At 38.2% G+C, this 21,881-nt stretch carries 21 protein-coding genes; 10 read left to right on the top strand and 11 right to left on the bottom strand.

Going from position 1 to position 21,881, the window contains the following annotated elements; translation table 11 throughout:
- From QE404_RS08780 to QE404_RS08770, 3 genes are read right to left on the bottom strand one after another with little or no spacing between them, the layout of a single operon-like run.
- Complete coding sequence (locus QE404_RS08780) at positions 1 to 1,317, bottom strand: lysine N(6)-hydroxylase/L-ornithine N(5)-oxygenase family protein (protein WP_307449391.1); 1,317 nt, start codon at positions 1,315 to 1,317, stop codon at positions 1 to 3.
- The gene (locus tag QE404_RS08775; RefSeq protein WP_307453830.1) at positions 1,307 to 3,718 is read right to left on the bottom strand and encodes a GNAT family N-acetyltransferase; all 2,412 of its coding nucleotides are present in this window, start codon (positions 3,716 to 3,718) and stop codon (positions 1,307 to 1,309) included. Before QE404_RS08775 ends, QE404_RS08780 begins: the two co-directional genes overlap by 11 nt.
- The gene (locus tag QE404_RS08770) at positions 3,690 to 5,216 is read right to left on the bottom strand and encodes a pyridoxal phosphate-dependent decarboxylase family protein (protein ID WP_307449385.1); all 1,527 of its coding nucleotides are present in this window, start codon (positions 5,214 to 5,216) and stop codon (positions 3,690 to 3,692) included. The genes QE404_RS08775 and QE404_RS08770 overlap by 29 nt, the downstream gene beginning before the upstream one ends.
- 215 nt (positions 5,217 to 5,431) lie before the next feature.
- Between QE404_RS08770 and QE404_RS08765 the strand changes: the two genes are divergently transcribed.
- Positions 5,432 to 6,529 (top strand): TauD/TfdA family dioxygenase, encoded by a 1,098-nt coding sequence (locus QE404_RS08765; RefSeq protein ID WP_307449383.1) that lies wholly within the window; start codon positions 5,432 to 5,434, stop codon positions 6,527 to 6,529.
- 212 nt (positions 6,530 to 6,741) lie between these two features.
- Positions 6,742 to 7,413 carry a hypothetical protein gene (locus tag QE404_RS08760; RefSeq protein ID WP_307449381.1) on the top strand — a complete coding sequence of 224 codons (672 nt, stop codon included), beginning with the start codon at positions 6,742 to 6,744 and terminating at the stop codon, positions 7,411 to 7,413.
- A gap of 164 nt (positions 7,414 to 7,577) precedes the next feature.
- Here QE404_RS08760 and QE404_RS08755 read toward each other — a convergent pair whose 3' ends face one another.
- Positions 7,578 to 8,513, bottom strand: a complete 936-nt coding sequence (locus QE404_RS08755) for a hypothetical protein (protein ID WP_307449378.1) — start codon at positions 8,511 to 8,513, stop codon at positions 7,578 to 7,580.
- Positions 8,514 to 8,933: 420 nt separating this feature from the next.
- Between QE404_RS08755 and QE404_RS08750 the strand changes: the two genes are divergently transcribed.
- Positions 8,934 to 9,779, top strand: a complete 846-nt coding sequence (locus QE404_RS08750) for a universal stress protein (RefSeq protein WP_307449375.1) — start codon at positions 8,934 to 8,936, stop codon at positions 9,777 to 9,779.
- 21 nt (positions 9,780 to 9,800) lie between these two features.
- Here QE404_RS08750 and QE404_RS08745 read toward each other — a convergent pair whose 3' ends face one another.
- A complete protein-coding gene (locus QE404_RS08745; protein WP_307449372.1) occupies positions 9,801 to 10,253 on the bottom strand; it encodes a MarR family winged helix-turn-helix transcriptional regulator in 453 nt (150 codons plus the stop codon).
- Between the two features lie 559 nt (positions 10,254 to 10,812).
- Here QE404_RS08745 and QE404_RS08740 point away from each other — a divergent pair.
- The 4 genes from QE404_RS08740 (at position 10,813) to QE404_RS08725 (ending at position 14,302) form a co-directional block, all read left to right on the top strand.
- Positions 10,813 to 11,280 (top strand): YbaK/EbsC family protein, encoded by a 468-nt coding sequence (locus QE404_RS08740; protein ID WP_307449369.1) that lies wholly within the window; start codon positions 10,813 to 10,815, stop codon positions 11,278 to 11,280.
- A gap of 76 nt (positions 11,281 to 11,356) precedes the next feature.
- Positions 11,357 to 12,244 carry a helix-turn-helix domain-containing protein gene (locus QE404_RS08735; protein ID WP_307449366.1) on the top strand — a complete coding sequence of 296 codons (888 nt, stop codon included), beginning with the start codon at positions 11,357 to 11,359 and terminating at the stop codon, positions 12,242 to 12,244.
- 106 nt (positions 12,245 to 12,350) lie between these two features.
- Positions 12,351 to 13,166, top strand: a complete 816-nt coding sequence (locus tag QE404_RS08730; RefSeq protein ID WP_307449364.1) for an ester cyclase — start codon at positions 12,351 to 12,353, stop codon at positions 13,164 to 13,166.
- Between the two features lie 305 nt (positions 13,167 to 13,471).
- Positions 13,472 to 14,302 (top strand): hypothetical protein, encoded by an 831-nt coding sequence (locus tag QE404_RS08725; protein WP_307449361.1) that lies wholly within the window; start codon positions 13,472 to 13,474, stop codon positions 14,300 to 14,302.
- 55 nt (positions 14,303 to 14,357) lie between these two features.
- Here QE404_RS08725 and QE404_RS08720 read toward each other — a convergent pair whose 3' ends face one another.
- Positions 14,358 to 15,095 (bottom strand): hypothetical protein, encoded by a 738-nt coding sequence (locus tag QE404_RS08720; protein ID WP_307449359.1) that lies wholly within the window; start codon positions 15,093 to 15,095, stop codon positions 14,358 to 14,360.
- A gap of 184 nt (positions 15,096 to 15,279) precedes the next feature.
- Complete coding sequence (locus QE404_RS08715) at positions 15,280 to 15,621, bottom strand: helix-turn-helix domain-containing protein (protein WP_307449355.1); 342 nt, start codon at positions 15,619 to 15,621, stop codon at positions 15,280 to 15,282.
- A gap of 58 nt (positions 15,622 to 15,679) precedes the next feature.
- On the opposite strand from QE404_RS08715, the gene QE404_RS08710 reads away from it, so the two are divergent.
- Both QE404_RS08710 and QE404_RS08705 read left to right on the top strand, forming a co-directional pair.
- Positions 15,680 to 16,234, top strand: a complete 555-nt coding sequence (locus QE404_RS08710) for a hypothetical protein (RefSeq protein WP_307449352.1) — start codon at positions 15,680 to 15,682, stop codon at positions 16,232 to 16,234.
- 199 nt (positions 16,235 to 16,433) lie between these two features.
- The gene (locus tag QE404_RS08705; protein ID WP_307449349.1) at positions 16,434 to 16,952 is read left to right on the top strand and encodes a DUF2911 domain-containing protein; all 519 of its coding nucleotides are present in this window, start codon (positions 16,434 to 16,436) and stop codon (positions 16,950 to 16,952) included.
- Between the two features lie 257 nt (positions 16,953 to 17,209).
- Here QE404_RS08705 and QE404_RS08700 read toward each other — a convergent pair whose 3' ends face one another.
- Positions 17,210 to 17,557, bottom strand: coding sequence for a hypothetical protein (locus QE404_RS08700; RefSeq protein ID WP_307449346.1), 348 nt, complete (start codon positions 17,555 to 17,557; stop codon positions 17,210 to 17,212).
- Between the two features lie 173 nt (positions 17,558 to 17,730).
- On the bottom strand, positions 17,731 to 17,952 hold the full coding sequence (locus tag QE404_RS08695) for a hypothetical protein (RefSeq protein ID WP_307449343.1): 222 nt from the start codon (positions 17,950 to 17,952) through the stop codon (positions 17,731 to 17,733).
- Between the two features lie 487 nt (positions 17,953 to 18,439).
- Between QE404_RS08695 and QE404_RS08690 the strand changes: the two genes are divergently transcribed.
- The gene (locus QE404_RS08690; RefSeq protein ID WP_307449340.1) at positions 18,440 to 18,994 is read left to right on the top strand and encodes a hypothetical protein; all 555 of its coding nucleotides are present in this window, start codon (positions 18,440 to 18,442) and stop codon (positions 18,992 to 18,994) included.
- A gap of 324 nt (positions 18,995 to 19,318) precedes the next feature.
- Here QE404_RS08690 and QE404_RS08685 read toward each other — a convergent pair whose 3' ends face one another.
- The gene (locus QE404_RS08685) at positions 19,319 to 20,293 is read right to left on the bottom strand and encodes a hypothetical protein (RefSeq protein ID WP_307449337.1); all 975 of its coding nucleotides are present in this window, start codon (positions 20,291 to 20,293) and stop codon (positions 19,319 to 19,321) included.
- Entirely contained in the window at positions 20,286 to 21,875 is a 1,590-nt protein-coding gene (locus tag QE404_RS08680; RefSeq protein WP_307449334.1) for a hypothetical protein, read from the bottom strand. The genes QE404_RS08685 and QE404_RS08680 overlap by 8 nt, the downstream gene beginning before the upstream one ends.
- Between the last annotated feature and the right edge of the window lie 6 nt (positions 21,876 to 21,881).

Genomic DNA, 21,881 nt, shown 5'->3' with positions numbered 1-21,881 from the left:
TTAAATTTGGATGGTTGGTATTGGAGCATATTTTTCCACATCAAAGTCCTGGAAGGCAATTTTTTTCTCGATAGGGTAATGCTCCCTCCCCAGAATATCGTTGATGATTGAAGAATTACGGTAAGCAGCCATTCCGAGGTCGGTTGAAATATAGCTGTGGGTATGCACTTCTGCGTGGAGAACATAGATTTCTCCGCCATTATGGTCTATGGAATAATTCCTGTTAACATCAAACAGTCCATCGGCATCTCTTTTAATTCTGGATTGAATATTCTCTAAAAATGCAGGCTCCTGATAACGATATCCGGTTCCAAGAATTAGATAATCTGCTTGTTGTTCATAAGGGATTTCCTGCTCCAGCTGGGTCAGTTCAAGATTGATCAAGTGTTCACTGCTATTGTCAACACGATTGAGCTGGCTGTTGGGGATAATCTTAAGATTCGGGTCAGCATTATCGATATTAAGATCATAAATGAAATCATAAATATCATTAATCAGATCATAATTGATCCCTTTGAACTGGCTTTGCTGCTTCCTTAAAATAGCCTTTTTTGCTTCAGTATTTCTGTTATAAAAATATTCAACATAATCGGGGGAGGTAAGTTCCAGAGTCAGTTTAGAATATTCCATCGGGAAAAACCTGTCCGGCCTTGAATACCATCCTAATTCCGTATGCATAGATCTATGCTGAAGGAGATCATAAAAAACTTCCGCTGCGCTTTGCCCTGAACCGATCACAGCAATTTTACGGCCTTTTGAAAGAAGTTCCTCTTTACGGTAAAGATAGCTGCCGGTATGCAATATACGCTGGTCATCCTTAGGAATAAAGGACGGGATGTGAGGCTGTGTTCCGGTTCCCAACACCAAACGTTCTGTTCTGAATACGGTTTTCGCTCTGGTCTTTGTATGAAGCGTTGTTACATGATAAAGACCGTCCTTGAAATGGATCTCTGAAACCTGGGTTGAAAACCGGCATTGGGGAAGTTGTTCAATTACCCACTGGCAATAGCGGTTGTATTCTTTTCTTGGTATAAAGAAATTCTCCCGGATAAAAAACTTGTACAGCCTTCCTGTTACTTTCAAATAATTCAGTAAACTTAAAGGGTTGGTAGGATCTGCCATGGAAACGCAGTCACATAAAAATGGGGTCTGCAAAGTAACGTGATCGATCATCAGTCCGGGATGCCAGTCGAAGCCGTCTTTCTGATCAAGAAAAAGAGTTTTTAATTCCGGAATGGGATTTGACAAAGCTGCTAATCCCAGATTAAATGGTCCTATTCCAATGCCGATGACATTATAAATGGGTTCATTGTTCATTTTTTGTGATGTTTGTGGTGATTGCTATATTTTTATTGTGTGGAAATTTCTCCCAGTACCATTCCCGGTAGCAGAAGTTAAGATTAGCTTTTTTGTGGGGCATTTCAATAACCTTATCCACTCTGAAGCCTACGTGTGCTTTATTCATCATGGAGGCAAGAGAATCCACAGATCCTTCACCAACCATTTTTCCTACTTCCGGCTGTGCAAATACATAATCTACCATAGATTGTGTGGATGGCGACACGTATTTTTTCTTCGGATCGGTAGGTGCGATGAATTGATGGGTTCCGTAGTCTGTGGGCAAAACTTCATAATAATCGCCAACAATATCCCTGCACGCCCAGTACACCTCAATATTACAGCTGGCTTCGCCGTTGCTTGATATAATGTAGCTGTGTGCTTCGTCACTGGGCAACATCAACCTGTAATAGGTTTCAAGCTCATCAATGGGCCAGTTCATCTGCCAAATTTTTATGGCGTGTTCCCTGTTAAACCATTCATGAAGCATTTCAAGATCTTGTTCCAGATCAATAGGCCTCATGCTGATGGTAACATCTTCTTTGGCGAAATAACGTTTGAAGACCACTTCTGTTCCCTTTGGATGAATCAACTGCTCCGAAAAGAAATGCCTGTGAAGGAGATTGGGAACCTTAGCGTAAGATATGGAAGATGCATTAATTCCTCCGTCAACATCAAGAACAGCGGACCTGAGGTTCGATTTTACAGCCCAGTAACGCTGGTGCAAAGCATAGTCTGTAAAATCAGAAGGATCAGACTCATGAAGATGGGCGAATTCAGCATACAGGATATGGATGAGTTCCTTTTCCCTGATCAGCCCTGTCTTGCCTAATGAAGATACTAACGCTGCAAAATTACTGACCAGCAAATGATGGGAGATGATATCCAGAAGGCGGTTGTCACGGATGAAAAGCTCTTCGATTTCAGGACATTCTTGTATTGATTTTTTATACTTTGCTTTAAAGCTTTCCCTTAAAAGGTATCCTTGTCCGTCCCTCACATAGATTGTCTGGGGAAGGAGGTCATCATCCAGCCGGATAAGAAGATTTTGCTGATGAACTTCAGGAGCCATCCCAAATTCTTTAAAAAGTGTATTTAAAGGAGAAAGCAGCAGTCCGACATATCTTGTAAACCAGCTGACAATTGCCTGTTCCGGTTTTATTTGTAAATTTTCGGCAAGTGTGGTGAAAAAATGGTTGGCAAAATGATCATGGCCGGTCGATTCATCCTGACATAGCCTTGCCAGCAAAAGCACTTTATCCTGAGCTGAAAAAGGATTTTCACGAATTAAAATATTAAAGCTGTCAACATTTATGTCTTTAAAATAGACACTCAGGGTAGAAGGTTCGGAGAGCAATTTAAAGCCCGGAAAATCCACTTCAAACAAATCCTTCCTGTCATCCCACCAAACGGAAGAAGCATATCCTCTTCTGAGGTCTTTCAGGCTGTTGGTTCGTACAGACCCTGTCATCAAAACATGCAGAGAGAATTTTAACATCCATTTAAACTCAGGGCTGTACAGTGTTCTGATCGATGAGGTTGCATAAAATTCTTCTCCCAGTTTACCGATATGGATAACCTGCCCGGATCCTATCATTTCAGGATATTCTTCTGTTGACATCAGGTATTGTGCTTCCCAGGGATGGCAGGGAACGATATAATAATCCGCCATATTATCAAAGTAATACTGTTCGGGAACGGATGCGAGTATTGCGAAGATCTCTTTTGCGGATATTCCGGGAAGAGACTGTTCGGAAATACAATCTTTATGGATCAGGAAATAATCCAACTGAAATCCATGCCCGAATTCAGGCGCATACCGCTTTTGTTCTTCTTCAGAGAATCCCATTCTGGATTTGGTGAAAGGGTGGAGATTATGTCCTGCAGGAAGCATCTGTTCCGATTCAAGAAATGAATAGCCTATTGTTGTTTGCCTTTCTAAAATGGCTTCCGCTGTCAGCTGAAGGTTTCTTATACTGCTTTCAACTCTTTCGATGAAGCGCGCTGAACCTTTCTCATTGAAAGTGTCGCAGAACTCTCTGTAGATCATTTCAGTCAATTCTTCGAGATGAACCTCAAAAGCTTTGTTATGGTTGTGGTCAACTGCCCAAACCGGAAAATCATATTCATGAAAAGCACTTTCAGACCGATAGGAGATAGGGGCGAACAGGAAGAGTCCGCTTTTCTTCATCTCGAATCTCATATACAGGGAATACCTGGTTTTTCCAAGAGCCTGTGCTGTCAAAGGATCATATTTTGGGACGCCCTGGTAAAATTTTCCATTTCCCAGCTCTCTCAGCATTCCATTGAGCAATATTCTCAGGGTAATTTCCTGAGCTCTTTTCCCGGTATTATTTTTCTGGACTAAAGTCTTTTCCATGTGTTTTGATTTTAGTGAGAATTTGATGAATGTCTTCTGTAGTTGTGATCGGGTTTAGCAAAGTGAACTTCAGGTAGAAGTTTCCATTAACCCTGGTGCTGGCCACCAGGATTTCCCCGCTGTAAAATAATTTCATCTTGATAAACTGATTTAAAGCATCAGTATCTGCGATATCGGGTCTGGTGTACCGGAAAACGAGAACGCTGAGATCAGAATCGGAAAGAAGTTCAAAGTCAGGATCCTGAGCAATCATTACCGCTGTATCTTTAGTAAGATCAATAACAGTATCCGTATAATCCGCCAATTGCTCTTTACCCATCATTCTTAAAGTAAACCATAGTTTCAGGGCGTCAAACCTACGGGTACTTTGAGTAATGGATTTGTTGATCTGGGCCGGGATTTCTTCTTCATCCATTTCTTTTGGATTCAGATAATCTGCGTGATGCTTAAGAATAAGCAGTTCTCTTTTGTTTTTTACGATAAAAGCACTGCTGCTGATCGGCTGGAAAAAAGACTTGTGGTAGTCAATGGTTACAGAATCGGCTCTTTCAATGCCATTCAGGAGGCTTCGGTATTTTGTGCTCAGTAGCAATGCACAACCATACGCTGCATCTACGTGCATCCATATATTGTATTGTTCTGCGATATCCGCAATGTCGTCTAAAGGATCAACGTTCCCGAAATCTGTTGTCCCTGCCGTTGCGACAATCCCGATAGGGATGTTGCCCATCTGCTCTTCCCTTTTCATATATTTCTTCAGTAAAGGAATATCCATACGGAACCTTTCATCTGTTGGTACCTTAATAATGGATTTCTCACCCAGTCCCATGATGGAAGCATTTTTCAGATTGCTGAAATGAGATTTATCCGATACAAATATTCTGAAACGATCAGCTTCAGGCGGCAAGCCATCCGTTTTGATGTTATGCTGATATCTTTTCTGTGAAAAACAGTCACGCATCATCACAAGACCCATTAAGTTGCTCTGTGAACCTCCCGCAGTGAAAACTCCGTCACTGCCGTTCACGTTATAACCGATCTGCTCAGCGGTCCAGTCAATAAGTTTCCTTTCCATGAAAGTTCCTCCCGCACTTTGATCATAGGTATCCTGAGAAGAATTGATGGCGCTTACCAGAATTTCTCCCGCCAGTGCCGGAATCACAACAGGGCAGTTAAGGTGTGCTACATATTGCGGCAGGTGAAATGCCGTAGCATGTTTTACGTAGATATCGTCTACCTCGGAAAGAAGTTCGCTGTAGCTTGACAGTTTTTGGTTAAGATCAATTTCCTGCACTTTCCCTTTCATTTCTTTGGCTTCTATACCACTGAACGGTTTGGTATTTCTGTAAAGGAATTCCTGAACGAGATCCGCTGTGGTATCAATAGCATTTCGATAGTGATGGTGATTGTCAGGATGAAAAATATGTTCGAAATTTCCCCAATCCTGAGGTAAAACTTCATTGGCGAGTTCTCCGGTGGATGTTAAATTGTTATTCATAAAAGTTTTTTAGAGTGATGTTGTAAAATAGAAATGTGGTGTATTATTCTATATGAAATAGTGTAGTATTTTGGTAATCAGTTTTTTAAGTTTTCATTTTTTTTATATTTTATTTGGTGGTTGGTAAATTATTCCTAAATTTGAACTCGTTATTATTATTTAGAATAATTAAAAACAAATATATTAATTATTATCACACACCAAACTTATTTCCTATGAATTTTACAGAAATTTTAAAAGAGACTCCAAAAACTCAAGTGAAAGTCCTTCCGACAGTGATTGAAATCACTGCACAGGAACGCAAAATGATCAAAGACGCGGCAAAGCACCTCCAGAAAAAATACGGAGACTATGAAAACCGTGACTGTATAAAGCAGATTCATCAGCTTGCCTCATATTTTTTACCAGAAAGGATTTTAAATATAGCCGCTGATTTTTCCAGTGATTTTTCCGAAACCCAATACGGAGCCTTAATATTTAGAGGGCTGATGGATGTGGACCAGGAAAGTATCGGAGCGACGCCTCCCAACTGGCAGTCCGCAGATTATTCCAAATTTAACCTGTACGGTTTTGCCTGTGCCTTGATTCATGGGGCATTACCCTCCAAACCTGTACAGTATTATTCACAACGGAAAGGGGGAGGACTGATCCATGCGATCATTCCCGACGAAAAAATGAAAGAAACACAGACAGGCTCAGGATCTTCAACAGATCTTTACGTTCATACCGAAGACGCTTTCCTGAAGCATCAGGCAGATTTTTTAAGCTTTATGTATATCAGAAATGAAGAGCAGGTTCCTTCAACCCTTTATTCTATCCGTTCGCATGAATCGATCGGAACAAAACATAAGCCTCTTTTTGACCGGATTTACAAAATCCCTAAAGATGCCAATCTGGAAATCAGTGAAGATGAAGAAAATGCTTTAGATGCTGTTTTGTATGGCAATCATCAGCTACCGTTTATGAGATTTGACGCGGCGGAACAGCTATTCAATCCGGGGATCAGGCAGACTGAAGAAGCACATCGATACCTGACTGAATTCTGGGAAGAGGCACGGCATCTGATTTATTCCGGATTTACGCCGCAGGCGGGAGATGTGATATTGGTGAACAACCATTTATGCGCTCACGGGAGATCTGCTTTCAAGGCAGGCGTCAGGAATATAAACGGAGTAGAAAATAAATGTGAAAGAAGGATTATGCTTCGTATGATGAGTAAGGTAAGCCTGATTGATATGAGGGCACATACGCTTACGGAAGATCCTTTCTTTGTCATAGAAGAACATTTAGGGAAAAACTTTGAGCTGCTGTAGCCGGAAGTCTTACTGATTGTTGGATTGATACTTTTTATTGTAAAAAAGTATTGCAAACAAATGGTGTTGCCGGAAGACAGGCAGCGCCATTTGGTTTTTGAAGCTTATTTAACGTGTATCAGAAGATGCAGATCATAGTATAGTTTTCATCCACATGTGTTTTGAGAACATTATTTTGTTTATTTTAGACGCATCAAAATCCTATTTCCGCTATGACTAAAAACTTGCTGTTTATTTTTCTGTTAAGCCTGGTGTCTGGTTTCAACTGCAGAGCACAGAACCGCACAATACTTCCTAAGGATGTACTTCCGTTTCAGGTAACCGCCGAAAAATCCGTTTATAAAGGTAAAAATGCCTTAGCCCTGCAAATAAAAGGTCAGGCTGACGGAGACAGGACCTTGGCCATTTTAAAAGATGTTGATTTTCATAACGGCACCATTGAAGCTATGGTTTCCGGGGAGCCACTTGCCAACGCCGGAGCAACAGCCCGCGGTTTTGTGGGGATTGCATTCAGAGCGGCGGCTGATGCTTCCAAAATGGAGGTTTTTTATCTGCGTCCAACCAATGGCCGTGCCGATGATCAGCTGCGCCGGAATCACTCCAGCCAGTATATTTCTATTCCTGGATATCCCTGGGAGAAATTAAGAAAGGAAACACCGGGAATGTATGAGTCCTATGTGGATATACAGCCTGCGGAATGGATCAAAATAAAAATCGTGGTAAAAGATGAAACGGCCAGGCTGTATGTGAACGGAGCTTCCCAGCCTACGCTGATCGTCAATGACCTGAAGCAGGGCAAAGATCTGCGGGGAAGTATCGGGTTATGGATCGGCCCCGGAACATCAGGCCATTTTACGGATGTTAAAATTATGAAAGAGGATTGAAAATAGGCTGATAGATAACCATTTTAAATGGAATGATCTCATAAGTAATCCTTTTTCAACCTCAGGTAATACAAAAACAGCATAAGAACATGAACGGCTGATTTTTATTTTTTAAAATAGGCCTTTAATATTCCGTAAGGTGTATCATTGGTATTGAAGAAATTTTATTGATAGTCAGCCTTCACTTTATCCAGGATTCGGATCAAATTATATCCTGTAGAATAAAAGTAGTTGATACTCTCAGTTTGGTATTGCCACGGTTCTTCATCAAGCTTAAAATTCTGATAAGCATTCTCCTTGTAGGCAGGATCGTTTCTTAAAAGGTATTTATTTTCAGGAAAATATTGATAGTTTTCCAATAAAGCCAGTTCAACGTATTTTGCGCTGCCTTCAATTTTCTCATAGAAGTTCTCATTGATACTGAAATCATCAAGAATAGATTCTGCTCTTTTCTGTCTCGCATCGCGAAGCGATATGTATTGTTTCAGTCCTTTTCGCAGTTCTTTTCCGGATTTTACCTTTAATAAAGAAATCAGCAGCATATTTTCAATTTGTATACTTTCCGCAAACCATTTTTGTTCAACAAATAATTTCTGTAATTGACTTCCACGTAAATGGATCACCTGATTACTGTACTTTAGCGTAGGGATATGTTGCAACTGATATCCGTGAAATAGCTCATGAACCACCATCGATGCCCATTGTTGGAGACTTTGCAGGTCACTTACTTTTCCCCTTGCTGTTTCAAAGTCGCTGAACATCACAATAGGTTTCTGAAAATATAATGCCGTACTATCGGTCAACTCTACAGCAGTCTCCATGTGAAACGGGTTTTCATCAATACGTTTGGTCTTAAACATGTCAATTCTCTTAAGCGGGCTGGTCTTTTGTGTTACCTTTTGCAAAATCCCCGTGTCTGCATTAAAAAAGTAACTGGACGAGTCAGTAAAATATACCTGAGTAACCCGGTCATTTTCAAAGTCTTTCCATACTTTTCCGGCAATAGCGTTTTTTAAGTCCTGTACATATTGTAATCGTTCGTATGCTAAAGTATCACCATGTTTTTGCGCAAAGCTGTTGATAAAGAGCAGTGATAGCATAATTGTTATGCGAATGATTCTAAATGTATTTTCAGACATAGCAGGGAGTGGGGACGGGTTTGATAATTTTTGAGCCGGGTATGGGATAAAGATAGTTAAAATAATCAACAGTATTCATGTTGTAAATATTTAATTTTAAGTGTCTTATAAAATAGATTTTCGTTTCAAGTAATGATTGATACCTTCAGGATACTCAGAACATGATGGTCTTTAACCGAATCGAGTATAGTATTTCCAAATCTCAAACTTTTTCAGATTAAAAGACCGTAAAAAATTAGTTTGGGTTTAAACTAATTAACGTATATTTGTTAAGGCTGTAACCGGGTTATTTGTCTCCTTAAATGCAACACTGAATCCTATCATGATGCAGACAATCATTTGACATTTGACTTGTTGAAGGCAAAGAAAATTATGTCAATTATGAAAACAATACTGGTACCGGTTGATTCAACGGCGACAACCGAAAATGCGGTTTTATTTGCAGCGCAATGGGCTATAAAATATGGCTATGACCATATCATCCTTATGAAAACATATGGCTCTGTATTCGGCTATGTGAATATTTCCGAGGGGTATACAATGGTGAACGAAGACACCATCAATAGTCTTCGGGAACATACGGAAGCTTTGCTTGACCGGCTGGACCACCTGATCAGGAGCACAGGTTTTACCCATGCGGTATCCAGGCTTACCAGCCAGCTCACCCTCTTGCGCAGCATCAATAATCATCTGAACGAAGATCCTACGGTGGAATTAATCATTTTAGGAAGTGACGATCAGTCGGGCGATAATGAGAGCTCTGTTTCGGAAAATATCATCAGCATTGCAAGGATAAGCCGGGTTAAAACACTCATTGTTCCCGAAGGGTATCATTTCAAAGAGGTAAAGAATGTCCTTATTCCATGTGATATCAGCCGTGCGGACCACCTGGAGCGGATTTCCGGGTATAAGCCTTTTTTGAAAAATAAGAACAATCATCTCATGTTGCTTTATATTGATACGAAAGGGAACAAGGATGCCAGGGATCATAATAAAGAGGTTTGGGAAAATTACGTGAACAACTACCTGAAAGATATACCTTACAGCATTCATTATTCTTTCGGTAAAGAAATCGTAGGAGGGATCCTGTCTTTTGCGGCCGCTCATCAAACGGATCTTATCATTGCTTTACCCGGCGAGCACAGTTTTCTTTATTATATGGCCAATCGAAGCATTTCAGAGGCGATTTACCAGAATGTCGGCCGTCCGGTACTGATATTAAAATAAGCATCCATGATCCAAAACAGCTCATTTGCTCATCGTTTGCAGGATGTGTTGGAGCTTGCTTGTTGCATTCTCAATTTCATGGATCATGTCTTCGGACAATAATGGGGCATAGACTTCTTCCAGAAGGGGAATCAGCTTCTGCTGGTACCGTTCACCTTCCGTTGTCAGCGAAATCAGCTTATTCCGCCTGTCCAGCGGGTTGGTATTTCTCTGCACGAGGCCGCGGGCGGCCATGTTATCAATCAGGGACGTGATGCTGGCTTTATTGCGGTTGGTCTTATCTACGATTTCCTGTTGGTTGACGTTATCTTTATTCCAGAGGATATGCAAAACTTCCAGCATTTCAATGGTCAGGTCAAGATCATGATCTTTCATTTTCTTCATGAACTGCGTACGCACCACCTTTCTGATATCCCGCATCGTCTCTATCAGCCTGGAGATTTTGGACAGATGCTCTTGTTGACTACTTTTCATTCCGTAAAACTATAATAAATAGTTTGAATCTAAACCATATGAATCGACAAAGGCCTTTATAGGATCGTTAAATTCATGCAGGCACTACAGAAGGTTAAAATAAATCTGTGTAACGGGCATCGTCAAAAAATTAGGCACAGGGAAATTTCAGATGTAGGTTTTTGTACACTTTGCAGTATCCTGTAAAAATATACTTGTTACTGTACTTCTTTATGCACTGTAACAGATGATTTTTATATCGGTCAGTTCAACTTATTTTGCGCTGCCTTCAATCTTATCATTGAAGTTCTCATTGCTGCTGAAACCATCCACAATAGATGCTTTTCCCATTGCGAAGTGTAATGGAAAGGTAAGATTGTCACGGCAAAAGCTAACCCCATGATTTCATTTTTTGTATTTTTGTTCAGTCAGCCGGCTCCTGTTAATGCCTTACATTCAATACACTGCATGGTTCACTTGTTCTTTATTGAGCAAATAATTAAAGAAACTGGGTCAGGTTTATATCTGAAATTAGCAGATGCTGCTGCCGTACTTAAATAAAATTAAATCTATCAAAGCAATGAGCATAGAAACAGCAAAACAACATTTAAGCAGGTGGAAGAAAGATCATGAGATCATGATCCTTGATCAGTCAAGTGCCACCGTTGAGCTCGCTGCTCAAGCATTGGGGGTAACGGGTGGTGAAATTGCAAAGTCGGTAAGCTTTTATGATCAAAATGGTGGGGCCATCCTGATTGTTACTTCCGGCACAGCGAGAATAGATAACAGGAAATTTAAAGACGAGTTTGGTCAGAAAGCAAAAATGGTTTCTTCTGAAGATGTAGAATCATTGGTAGGACATCCTGTAGGAGGTGTCTGTCCCTTTGGAGTAAAGCCGGAAGTTAAGGTTTATCTGGACGATTCACTCAGGCATTTTGATTGGGTATATCCTGCGTGCGGAAGTGCCAATTCTGCTATACGTCTTTCTGTCCGGGAGCTGGAGCAGAGTTCAGAATGTGTAAGATGGGTTGATGTTACCAAAGAATAACAGTGAAGTATATGATTGCGAAATTTCATTATTGAAATTCATGAGAAATAGCGTTTAATTGTATTTAAATACTTAAGTGGAAAATACCAATATCACCTTTAAAGAATTCACAAAGACTTATATCCGGAATTTCCCCGATGGGTTCCGGTATCTGCAAACGCCTGTACAAATCTATGATATTGATGATTTATTTGTAAAAAGTATGATTACGCCCACACCGCTGTTGAAAGCCGATTTCAATTTCATTGTGTTTTCTACCAACGGGAACTTTGAACAGCAGGTGGGAAATGAAATCAAGAAAGTATCTGCAAATCAGGCTTTATTGGTGCTGCAAGGCGAAGTCACTTCATTATTGCGTCAGTCTCCGGATGTAAAAGGATATTACATCACATTTAATGATAAAATTTTACAGCAGGCTAAAGAATACCCTTATTTTACCAAACTGTTTACCGCAGCGCCCATCATTCAGCTAAGTAATAGTGACAGTACATTTATTGAACATATTGGTCAACTGCTGATTCAGGAATTGAATACATCGATTCCTGATGAACAGATTATCATCTATCTTTTTCAGGCGCTGCTAATAAAGCTGCTTAAATCTTCGGAATCAAAAAAAGGATTATCAAGGCAGTTTGACATTGCAATTTCTTTCAGGGAATTGTTATATAAAAACTATCTGGAACATTACAACGTTAGCGATTACGCCCGCCTGCTCAATATCTCATCCAACTATTTAAATCGTTGTATTCAAAATGTCTGGAACAAATCTGCCAAACAGTTTATGCAGGAGTTTATCATAACCCAATCTCAAAAGTATTTGCAGGATTTTTCCCTGTCTGTATCGGATATAGCCTACCGTCTCAACTTTAACGATCCTTCTTATTTTGGCAGGTTGTTTAAAAAAACGATTGGTATTTCTCCCCAAAAATACCGTTCAAGACTCATGCACGATGTGTCCGGGTAATGGAACTTTCCATCCACTCTTTTTTTATCTGAAATGGTCAATTTGCATCAAAAATACGGTTCGCTGATATCACCTTAAAAAAGGACGCATTAAACAAAAGCATAGAATGGTAAGTAAGAACATCAAATTTTTGATCATCCTGTTATTCATCGCATCTGCAAAAACTTTGTATTCCCAGATAAAATCCCCAACCCATAACGCTATGGCAACTATTTCCAACAAAGAGGTGGTTACAAAAATGTATCAAACCTGCTTAAATCAAAAACAAACCGAAACTCTTGAACAATATATTGATCTCAGTTATCTGGAGACCTTTAAAGACATGAACAAACCATTATTATCTGCATTTCCGGACATCCGGTTTACCATTAAAGAGATCTTTGAAGACGGTAATAAGGTGGTCACCGTATATGACTGGGAGGGAAGCCATCTAGGCGAATATCAGAAGATACCGGCTACCCATAAAAAAATAACAGTACAGGGAGTCAGTATCTATGAATTTGAAAACGGTAAAATTATCAATAGCAAAGCCATACCCGACAAACTCTCTTTTTTTATACAATTAGGGATGATCCCAAAAGACTTTATCTATAAAAATGCACCGAAAAAAGATTGGGTTTATTTCGTAGATGAATTCGAAGTCCCTGCAAAATCATACGAAGCATTTAAAAGCAAATTAGAAGATAACAGAAAACTGATCCAGAAATTAAAAGGTTTTGTAAAAGATGAAGTGATCGTCAATACTGACCAATCAGATAGGTTAACCATAATGACCATAGCCATCTGGGAAAATGAGCAAAGTCTGGAGGAGGCTAAAAAAACCGTTCAAAGTGAATATGAAAGCATTCATTTTAATCCAGCGGTATTTAATAAACAACTCAACATCAAAATGAAACGAAATACCTTTTCTTATATGGATTGAAATAGACTAATAATCATTACATGAAAACTAGGATCTGAAGATGTTTTTTAATTTCTGGAGAGCAAGTTATTTTCTTTTATTGATTTTTTTTAAAACGAATTCTTTGTATTTTTTAAAAATTCTAGAGGAATATATTCTAATCTAGATAAATATTTATCAAATTCCTTCGATATTTCAAGTCGTTTTTTAATATGTAAATTTTTATACTAATAACAAATTTAAAGTAATTTAAATTTCTTGTCCTGCGGGAAACCGTAAGTAGTATATTGTAATCTCCTTTAATTTTATCTATAAAATAACTTAGTATGGTACTAACCTTAATTAACATTTCATTTGGTATTGGTGAATTTTTTTCGACAACATTCTTAATTTTAATTATTTTATCATTCTGTGCATATATCTACAGGATTTCTAAATATGAAAAGTATAAGAAGTCTAAATATGCAATTTTATGTCTTTCAATCATATTAACTTTACATATAGTAGTCTTTCCTTTTCTGTATACCTTAATGCTTAAAAGTAATCCAGCTAGTTTTGAATTTAAAACTGCTATTCATGATAGTCGAAAACGAGTGGTACTTAATGAGTGGCTTGATGACTCTAAGGATATTAGTTATGAGATTAAATATCTTGAAAATATTAAATACTCAAATTATTCTATTTTAAATAAGTCATTAAAAGAATTAAAACAATTAACTTTTACAAATAGTAGTATAATACATTCAGATTTTAATTTTAGTATTCCTCATAGAAATAATGATCTTATGGCAACTATTTATATTTTTGATAAAAAAGGTCTTCTAAAAAAGAAATTATACAAAGGTGGAAATCAGATTGGATTAGATTCAATGAAGTTTGGAAGTGTAATAAACGAAGATATTAACTACCTTAAAAATGAATTAGACTATTATAAAGTTAAAAAAGCTGAATTAGATAAAAATAATTTTTGGACTTATGCAACATTACTTCCATTTAGTATATCTTCAATATTTACAGGGAATATGTCTCCATTAACACCAATGGCTAATATATTCTATACTTTTCATTACATTATAATCTATTTTATTGGTATAGGAGTTTTCCTTCACTTTTTAATTATAAATTTGGAATTAATCATTAGAAATCGGAAATCCTAATCTCAATTTCTTTACTTGAAATTATGCTGCGAAAATATAATTTTATATCATATTTTTATAATCTGTAAAGTATAATATTGAATTTTTCATATAGTACTTTATAGACGATTTTGTAAATTAGTTCTGTACTGTCTTCTAAACTTATTACTTTTTTAGGAGGCTGTTGGCTCGTTCTTCCATGTCGTGCAAAATATCCTAAAACTTCATAATTATTTGCGGTATGTGTGAATATTTTAATATCGTTTTCAAATTCTTTTAATAAATGTGATGAATCTTCTTTCTTAAGAAAATACTTAATATCATCATAGATCATATATAATAGCTTATAATCAGTATTTTTGGAAAGAAGAAAAAAGAGATTAGTCAAGTACTCGCTTTTAATTATTTTAGAGAAGAGGTCGTAAGCTAGATTATTAGTAATAAATTCGGGTGAATTTTTTAATTTTGATAGATCAAAGTCTATAAAATATATTTCAGGTTCATTAATTGGAGCTGCAATAATTTTTTTAGTTTGAAAATCATATAGTGAGTCAAGTTTAAAGTACTTCCTAAATCGTTTTTCACAAAGTTTAAAAATACCTTCAAAAATTGAAAGAATTTGATATGCCCTTCTGATAATTTCATCTGTATCTTCCAACTCATTGAGAGCTAATGATGAAAAATAGAATGATTGATGATGATTATCATCATATAATTCAGACCAAAACATTGCATCTTCAGTAGAATTATTTGAAGATAAAGTTTCTTCTACACGAATACTAGATGAGGCTAAAAAAAAATATTTATAATCCATAATTCATTATAGTTAATTTAAATAGAAATGAAACTTTGCATTAATCAAATGTATAAAAACAATATATTTTTTTATGGCTTTCCAAAGCAAAAATAAAAGGTATCTCAAAATCTGCAATCAGTATTTTTACGGAATTTCTTAAAGATTTTGAAAATTTTGTCATAAAAAAAATCCTAACTTTTCGTCAGGATTTTCTCTTATTTTGATTTTTAAATTCTCTTTGTAGCTGATCAATTTCACTTTCAATTTTCTTTAATTCTTCGTCATTTAGTTTTCTAAATACGTATAAAATATCTATTTCAAAAAAATTACAGATTTTAAGAAGATTTTCAAGAGTTGGATTGGTTTCTGCTCTTTCAATTCTACCAACATGGTTGCTTGAAATATTGAGCTCATTTCCAAGTTGCAATTGTGACAGTTGTCTTTTGAGCCTATGCAACTGAATAAGCTTACCAATTTGAAATTTTAACTCTTCTATTTCCCATTTATACATGTAGTAAAGGTTGAACTTTCTAATATTTTTCATCAACACATATATGTGTTTTAATGTTTTTTTTCTTACATTTATAAAAAAATACAAACCCATGAAAAATATAAAAACAGATTTCGAGGACCGGTTTTGGACTACCGGGAAAGGCTTCGGGTTGCAGCTGATGGAACATTTTTTTCAGTTCAATGAGCTGGATGTTTCCAAAGAGAGGCTTAGCAACATGATGAAGTATGCGGTCAAGAGGAACGGCTGGATCCATGAAGATCCTGCGGTGATTTTTCAGTTTCACCAGTCGATGAGGTTGCTGGTCCGGGCAGGCCATCTTGTGATGCAGAAGGAAAGGAAATGGACGGTCGATACCCGGCCGGAAAAGATTGCTCCATCGGTCCTTGGCCTCCTTTCGGAGAAAGAATACCGGAATCCTTTGCTGGTGTTCAGAAAAGCATTCTGGGAATACGATATCAAGGAATTTGATTATTTTATGTCCGGAATCGTCTATTTCTCGATGGGCGCCTACGAGAACCTGCCGGAAAGTAATATCGTGATGCCCTACATCCATACGGTTAAAATGCTGGATGCAGGGTATCTTATTCTTCAAAGAAAGAAGGAAAAGGAAAAAGCTGAGAATAATTCAGGGCAAGAAGGTTGAATGTAAATAAAGATTAGGAATGGTGCTGTAATTGATTAATTACGGATGATATGTTTTCTGATGCAAAGCTTTGATTTTTGCACCTGTTGATTATAATAGGACCAAGTATAGAATCAAATCCATCGGGTTGCTGTTTTATAAGCCGAAAGCTGTACATTCGTAAATAAATTACAATAATACATCAACAAATAAAAATAGTATGAAAACAATCCTAAAATCGGCTACTGTCTTAGTTGCAGCCATGACCATCTCCGTAAATGCCTTTGCGCAGGACACTAAGAAACCGGCCAGCCCTCCGGCTACGGCAACGGGGAAAATCAAAGATGCCAACATCACCATCAACTACAGCAGCCCTTCTGTGAAGGGACGTACCATCTGGGGCGGCCTGGAAGCTTATGATAAAGTCTGGCGTGCGGGAGCCAATGAAGCCACCACTTTTGAAACGGATAAAGACATTACCGTTCAGGGTAAGAAACTTCCGGCCGGTAAATACAGCTTTTTCCTGATCCCTAAAGCCAGCGGAACCTGGACTGCCATTTTCAATAAAGAAGCAAAGCAATGGGGTGCTTTTAAATACGAACAGTCAAAAGATGCGTTACGTGTGGATGTAAAAACAAAAGCTCTACCAACCACCCAAGAAACTCTGGTTTATAAAATCAACAATAACGGATTCACCATGGATTGGGATAAGATCTCTGTTCCGGTGGAGATAAAGTAAATGTAGACATAAGAAATTAAATCCCTGTTTTTAGGTGGTATTTTATTTTGAAAAATTTAAAGGTTAAATTTTTCACAACACAATTATAATAATTTCATATAATGTAATTAGTCAATACTTAATCTGACAGTTAGGGTTTAAAAATAATTGTCAGATTAAGTATTGACTAATTCAACCTATGTATTTAGACATTCGGACTATGTAAAAATGCTTCTTTATCGATCATCTATATAATTTTAGTTATGCCGTCTATATTCCTAAAATAGTTTTTCTTCAATTAATTTCACATCAGATTCAACTAGCTCTATTTCATCTGATTCAAAATTAATTTCAAACTCAATTGGTTTGTTATTTCTAAATTGAGTATTTAAAGAACTTAGTGAATCATCTTCCCACTTTATGAGTAATCTACAATCCATAATAAATTCTTTTATGATAATTTTTTTTCGATTTTGATTTTCTTCGTCATAATCAACATTAATAATAGTAAGTTTTTCGACATTATTCACAGGTCGTCCTACAGGGTCTTTAAATTCGTTTATTAATTTAGTTGTAACAAAATTTATCAATTCTTCATAAATTTTAATTCTATCTTTTTCTAACATAATTAATTATTTAATATCTTGCAGTTAATACTTAACTTCTTTAAACAACAATAATAAAAAATACCATAAAACTTTCATTCAGTATTTTTACGGAATTTTTAAAGATTTTGAAAATTTTTCACAAAAAAATCCCAACTCTCGTCAGGATTTCTCAATTGTATTGTTTTCTTAAATTATATTCCAACCATCTTAAAAAAGCTGGCAAGAGTTAAATTTCTAGCATTGCAAATTCGCATTATTGTAAGAAGAGCAATTTGATAATCTTTGTCATCTCTTATTCTTCGGACGGTCTTTTCATCTATATTATGATCTACTGCAAATTTGCTGTTATTGTTCATAGGAATAACCCATTCATCCCTTATAAATTCAACAATTTTTCTATTTGCTTCTGTCATGGAAACAAATAACTTACATATTCTTATAAAAATCTCGGACTTAAATCCGAATTATAAAAATTTTCCCTATATTTGTACAATAAGCTATGATAAAGTAGCTTTGCGATACTTCAACAAAATATAGAAGCTATTGCTTAGAATCTTGTAATAGAAAACTGGTAATTTTTTAAAGCAACAAGATGATAAGTATGAAGCTCACGACCTAGGCGTGGGCTCTCTTATCTGTTGCTAAGGTATACCAGTACCTCTATTACGGATATTGTAGAGTCCCATGCCGTTTTATTTCATGCTGTTCAGCTTTCTACAATGATCTATTTCTAAGCCGCTTCATTACATAAAGTATCATGATACGATACAATGGAGTGTACAATCCATTGCGGCTTCAGTGCTTTCACGGGAACACAGATTTTATTTCTATCCATTTTTCAAAATAAAACTCAGCATACATCGGTATGCTGGCGGTTTCATGCATTTAAAATACAAACCCATGAAAAATATAAAAACAGATTTCGAGGACCGGTTTTGGACCACCGGGAAAGGCTTCGGGTTGCAGCTGATGGAACATTTCTTTCAGTTCAATGAGCTGGATGTTTCCAAAGAAAGGCTCAGCAACATGATGAAGTATGCGGTCAAGAGGAATAGCTGGATCCATGAAGATCCTGCGGTGATCTTTCAGTTTCACCAGTCGATGAGGTTGCTGGTCCGGGCAGGACATCTTGTGATGCAGAAGGAAAGGAAATGGACGGTCGATACCCGGCCGGAAAAGATTGCTCCATCGGTTCTTGGCCTGCTTTCGGAGAAAGAATACCGGAATCCTTTGCTGGTGTTCAGAAAAGCATTCTGGGAATATGATATCAAGGAATTTGATTATTTTATGTCCGGAATCGTCTATTTCTCGATGGGCGCCTACGAAAACCTGCCGGAAAGTAATATCGTGATGCCCTACATCCATACGGTTAAAATGCTGGATGCCGCCCACCTTATTCTTCAAAGAAAGAAGGAAAAGGAAAAAGCTGAGAACAATTCGGGGCAAGAAGGTTGAGTCTACATAAAAGGTTGGAATAATAGACACAAGTGAAATGTATTTTTTCTGACGCAAAGCTTTGATTTTTGAAACTGTTGATTTGCCCAAGCTTATGCATCAGCTACGTTTCATCACCTACAAGTTTTCTTTATTAGCTCCCTGATTCATGGCTGTATTGAACTTTGCCTTTGTGTTTTAAAAAGCTCGTGAATACATAGGGCAGGGTACTGGGTATAGTAGGGTATAGGGTATCAGGATCCTGAAAAAGCTTTTCATAAATAATGAAAGGCTTTTTTTACAGCCAGGACAGAACGGAACTCTAAAATTCAGTTATGGAAGTTTCTATTTTTGTACTATTCCGTTTTTGTAGGTTTCTGTATAGATCAGCGGCCCCTTTTTCCTTGTCTTGATGATGGGGGCACCGGTTTCTTCATCGTATTTTTGCAATAATTTGTAAAACTTCCAGGTTCCTGTGGGCAAGCCGTTTTTATATTCTGCTTCCACATAAGTATAGGGATCTGTGAATTCCGGATGCTTCTGCATTTCTGCAGAGCTGTTGGCTTTGAATTCCAGCCATTTCCCTTCCTTGAGGTGGTTTTTCACGGTGCCCTGCTCTTCTTCATCCTGATAAGGACCATCCTTGTCATAGTATCGGGCAAATTTTCCGGAAGGCAGGACCTGGTATTGCTGCATGGGCTGGAGTCTAAAAGGCCCTTCAGTAAATTCATAGTCCTGCAGAGAGATGATATTATCCTTACCGATATGGAACAGCGTGTAGCGGGAGAATCCCATTTCACCTTCATGATGGAGGTATATTCTCTTCATATCCACAGGCTTGTTGTCTTTGGTTGAAATCAAATATATTTTTTCAATAAACGGTTCGGCATAACGAACAGTATTGTAGACGGCCATAAAGTGCAATGCATAGTCTCTGCGACACAGAAAACCGGATGCCATTCTGATACGGTCATATTTCTCATCGGTATTCCTGCTGAAAGGGAGATAGACATCATATTCCTCCGGAAGTGATACGAGCTCTTTTCTTATGGGGGTTTCAAATTTCAATGCATTGATCTGCTTCCAGGCATGCTCATCCTGTATAATGGATAGAGTGGTGTCAGCTGTGGTTCGTTTTGAAAGATCCGGATATCCAAAGGGCAGGCTTATACAGTCTGCCGTATTGGTGTTGAAGAGCATAGATGATTTATCTGCTGAACTTGGTTCTGCAGGTATTGCTTTGTTTTCCGTCTGAGCCCTGGTAGAGCAGGAAAAAAGGATAAACAAAATGCTGAAAAAAACGATATTGATTTTATGCATAGATATCTGATATTGGATTGAACCCATGGATATGCAGGTGATTATTGTGTCTGGGCGTAGCGGTATGGGTGGTGTGAGGGAGGCGTGTGGTGGCATTGTCTGCTGCACTGGCATTGGCGTTGTTGGAAAAATTTTCAGACCGGCCTAGTATAAACCCAAAATCATATAGGATATTCCGGAGAATAACCTCGCTGTCATAATCAAAATTAGCGGCGGTAAGAATCGTATTATTTCCATCCTGCTGGGTTGTCAGCAAATTCAGGTCTCCTGCTTCTCCATTCACGTGTTCTGCACTGGGATAGCATGATGCATCCGCATAGGAAAAGCCCTGGGACACGATATAATGATTGTGCCCTTCCTGCCTGAACTGGGCCAGGGCTCCCAAAAAACCAGCAAATAGATCGGGCTGAATGCTCCTCCTCCTCGTATGCTGAAATCCGTACCGGATGATCACGCCATTCTGATTATAATTGAACGCTTCAAAAATCTGCGGACCTACTCCAGGATTCGCTATAATATCCATATTCACAAGCTCTACATTGCCCTGTTGGTTGGCGTACCATTTGTCTGTTGCCCCATCACCAAGAGTCCCGTTGGAGTATACCAGCAACTGATGAGCATCTATCTGTTCTCCGGCAGCCCTGTTTGCAGAGTAATCTATGGTCTGCAAAAGGGTCCCTCTCTGAGCCGGCGGCGGGATAGCATTGACTCTTCTTTTTCGGGTGATCGTTTCTTTGGTTCTCGCGCAGATCCTGTGTTCATTATCGTTCTGGTCATAATAAAAATAAACCGCCTCCGCAGAATGATGATTCACAACTTTCTGGATCCTTCTTCTTTCCGGATTGGGATTGATCACGGCTAGGGTATTGTAGGTATTGCTGCCATGGTAAACAGCATATATATTTTTATTCACCACCCTGAACCTTGCCGTATCATCCTGTAAGAAAATACCGGCTCCGTTTACTTCCTGCTGTTCATCTCTATAAGCGCAGGGATGATTGTCTGTTCTTTTTACTACTACCTCCAGATTGACGCTTCCGTCTGCCAGTCGTCTGCTCCATTCATCAAAAGTGGCCCTTCCATCCGGCCTCAACTGGAGTTTAATAATCGCTTTATTGATGTGGTCGCTTTGCAGATTAGTGTAATGAGCATGGCTTCCCAGCCTGTTGTTAAGGGCATCAAAATTTCCTACCTGCACGGTAAACAGCCTCTGCATCACATATCGGTTGGGAGATATAAAACGCATAAGCTGTAATGTATCTGTGTTTTCTGTCATGGTAGCAGCTGAAGGTCTTATCACGGCATCTATACTCAGGTCTGTCATATTGCTGGTCTCTATGACCAGATATACCGTTTTTCCCAATACAGCGTCATAAGGAATTTCCACCTGATTGTGATCCCGCTGTACGTGGGCAGAATCAATCTTTGTGAAACTGACTCTTGTACCATTATCTGTAGTTACTTTCTTGGCAAAATAAACGTCACTGATGCGCTGCAATGAGTCATCGGGAGTATCCGGAGCCGGCGGGCCGCTGAGGGTCTGCGTCTGCCCGGAATCTGTTATTGTAATACGTGTCGCCATTTTAAG

This window comes from Chryseobacterium camelliae (assembly GCF_030818575.1).
Classification (GTDB): Bacteria; Bacteroidota; Bacteroidia; order Flavobacteriales; family Weeksellaceae; genus Chryseobacterium; species Chryseobacterium camelliae_A.
Note: the sequence above shows the minus strand (reverse complement) of the source record. Positions and strands in the feature narration are given on the sequence as shown.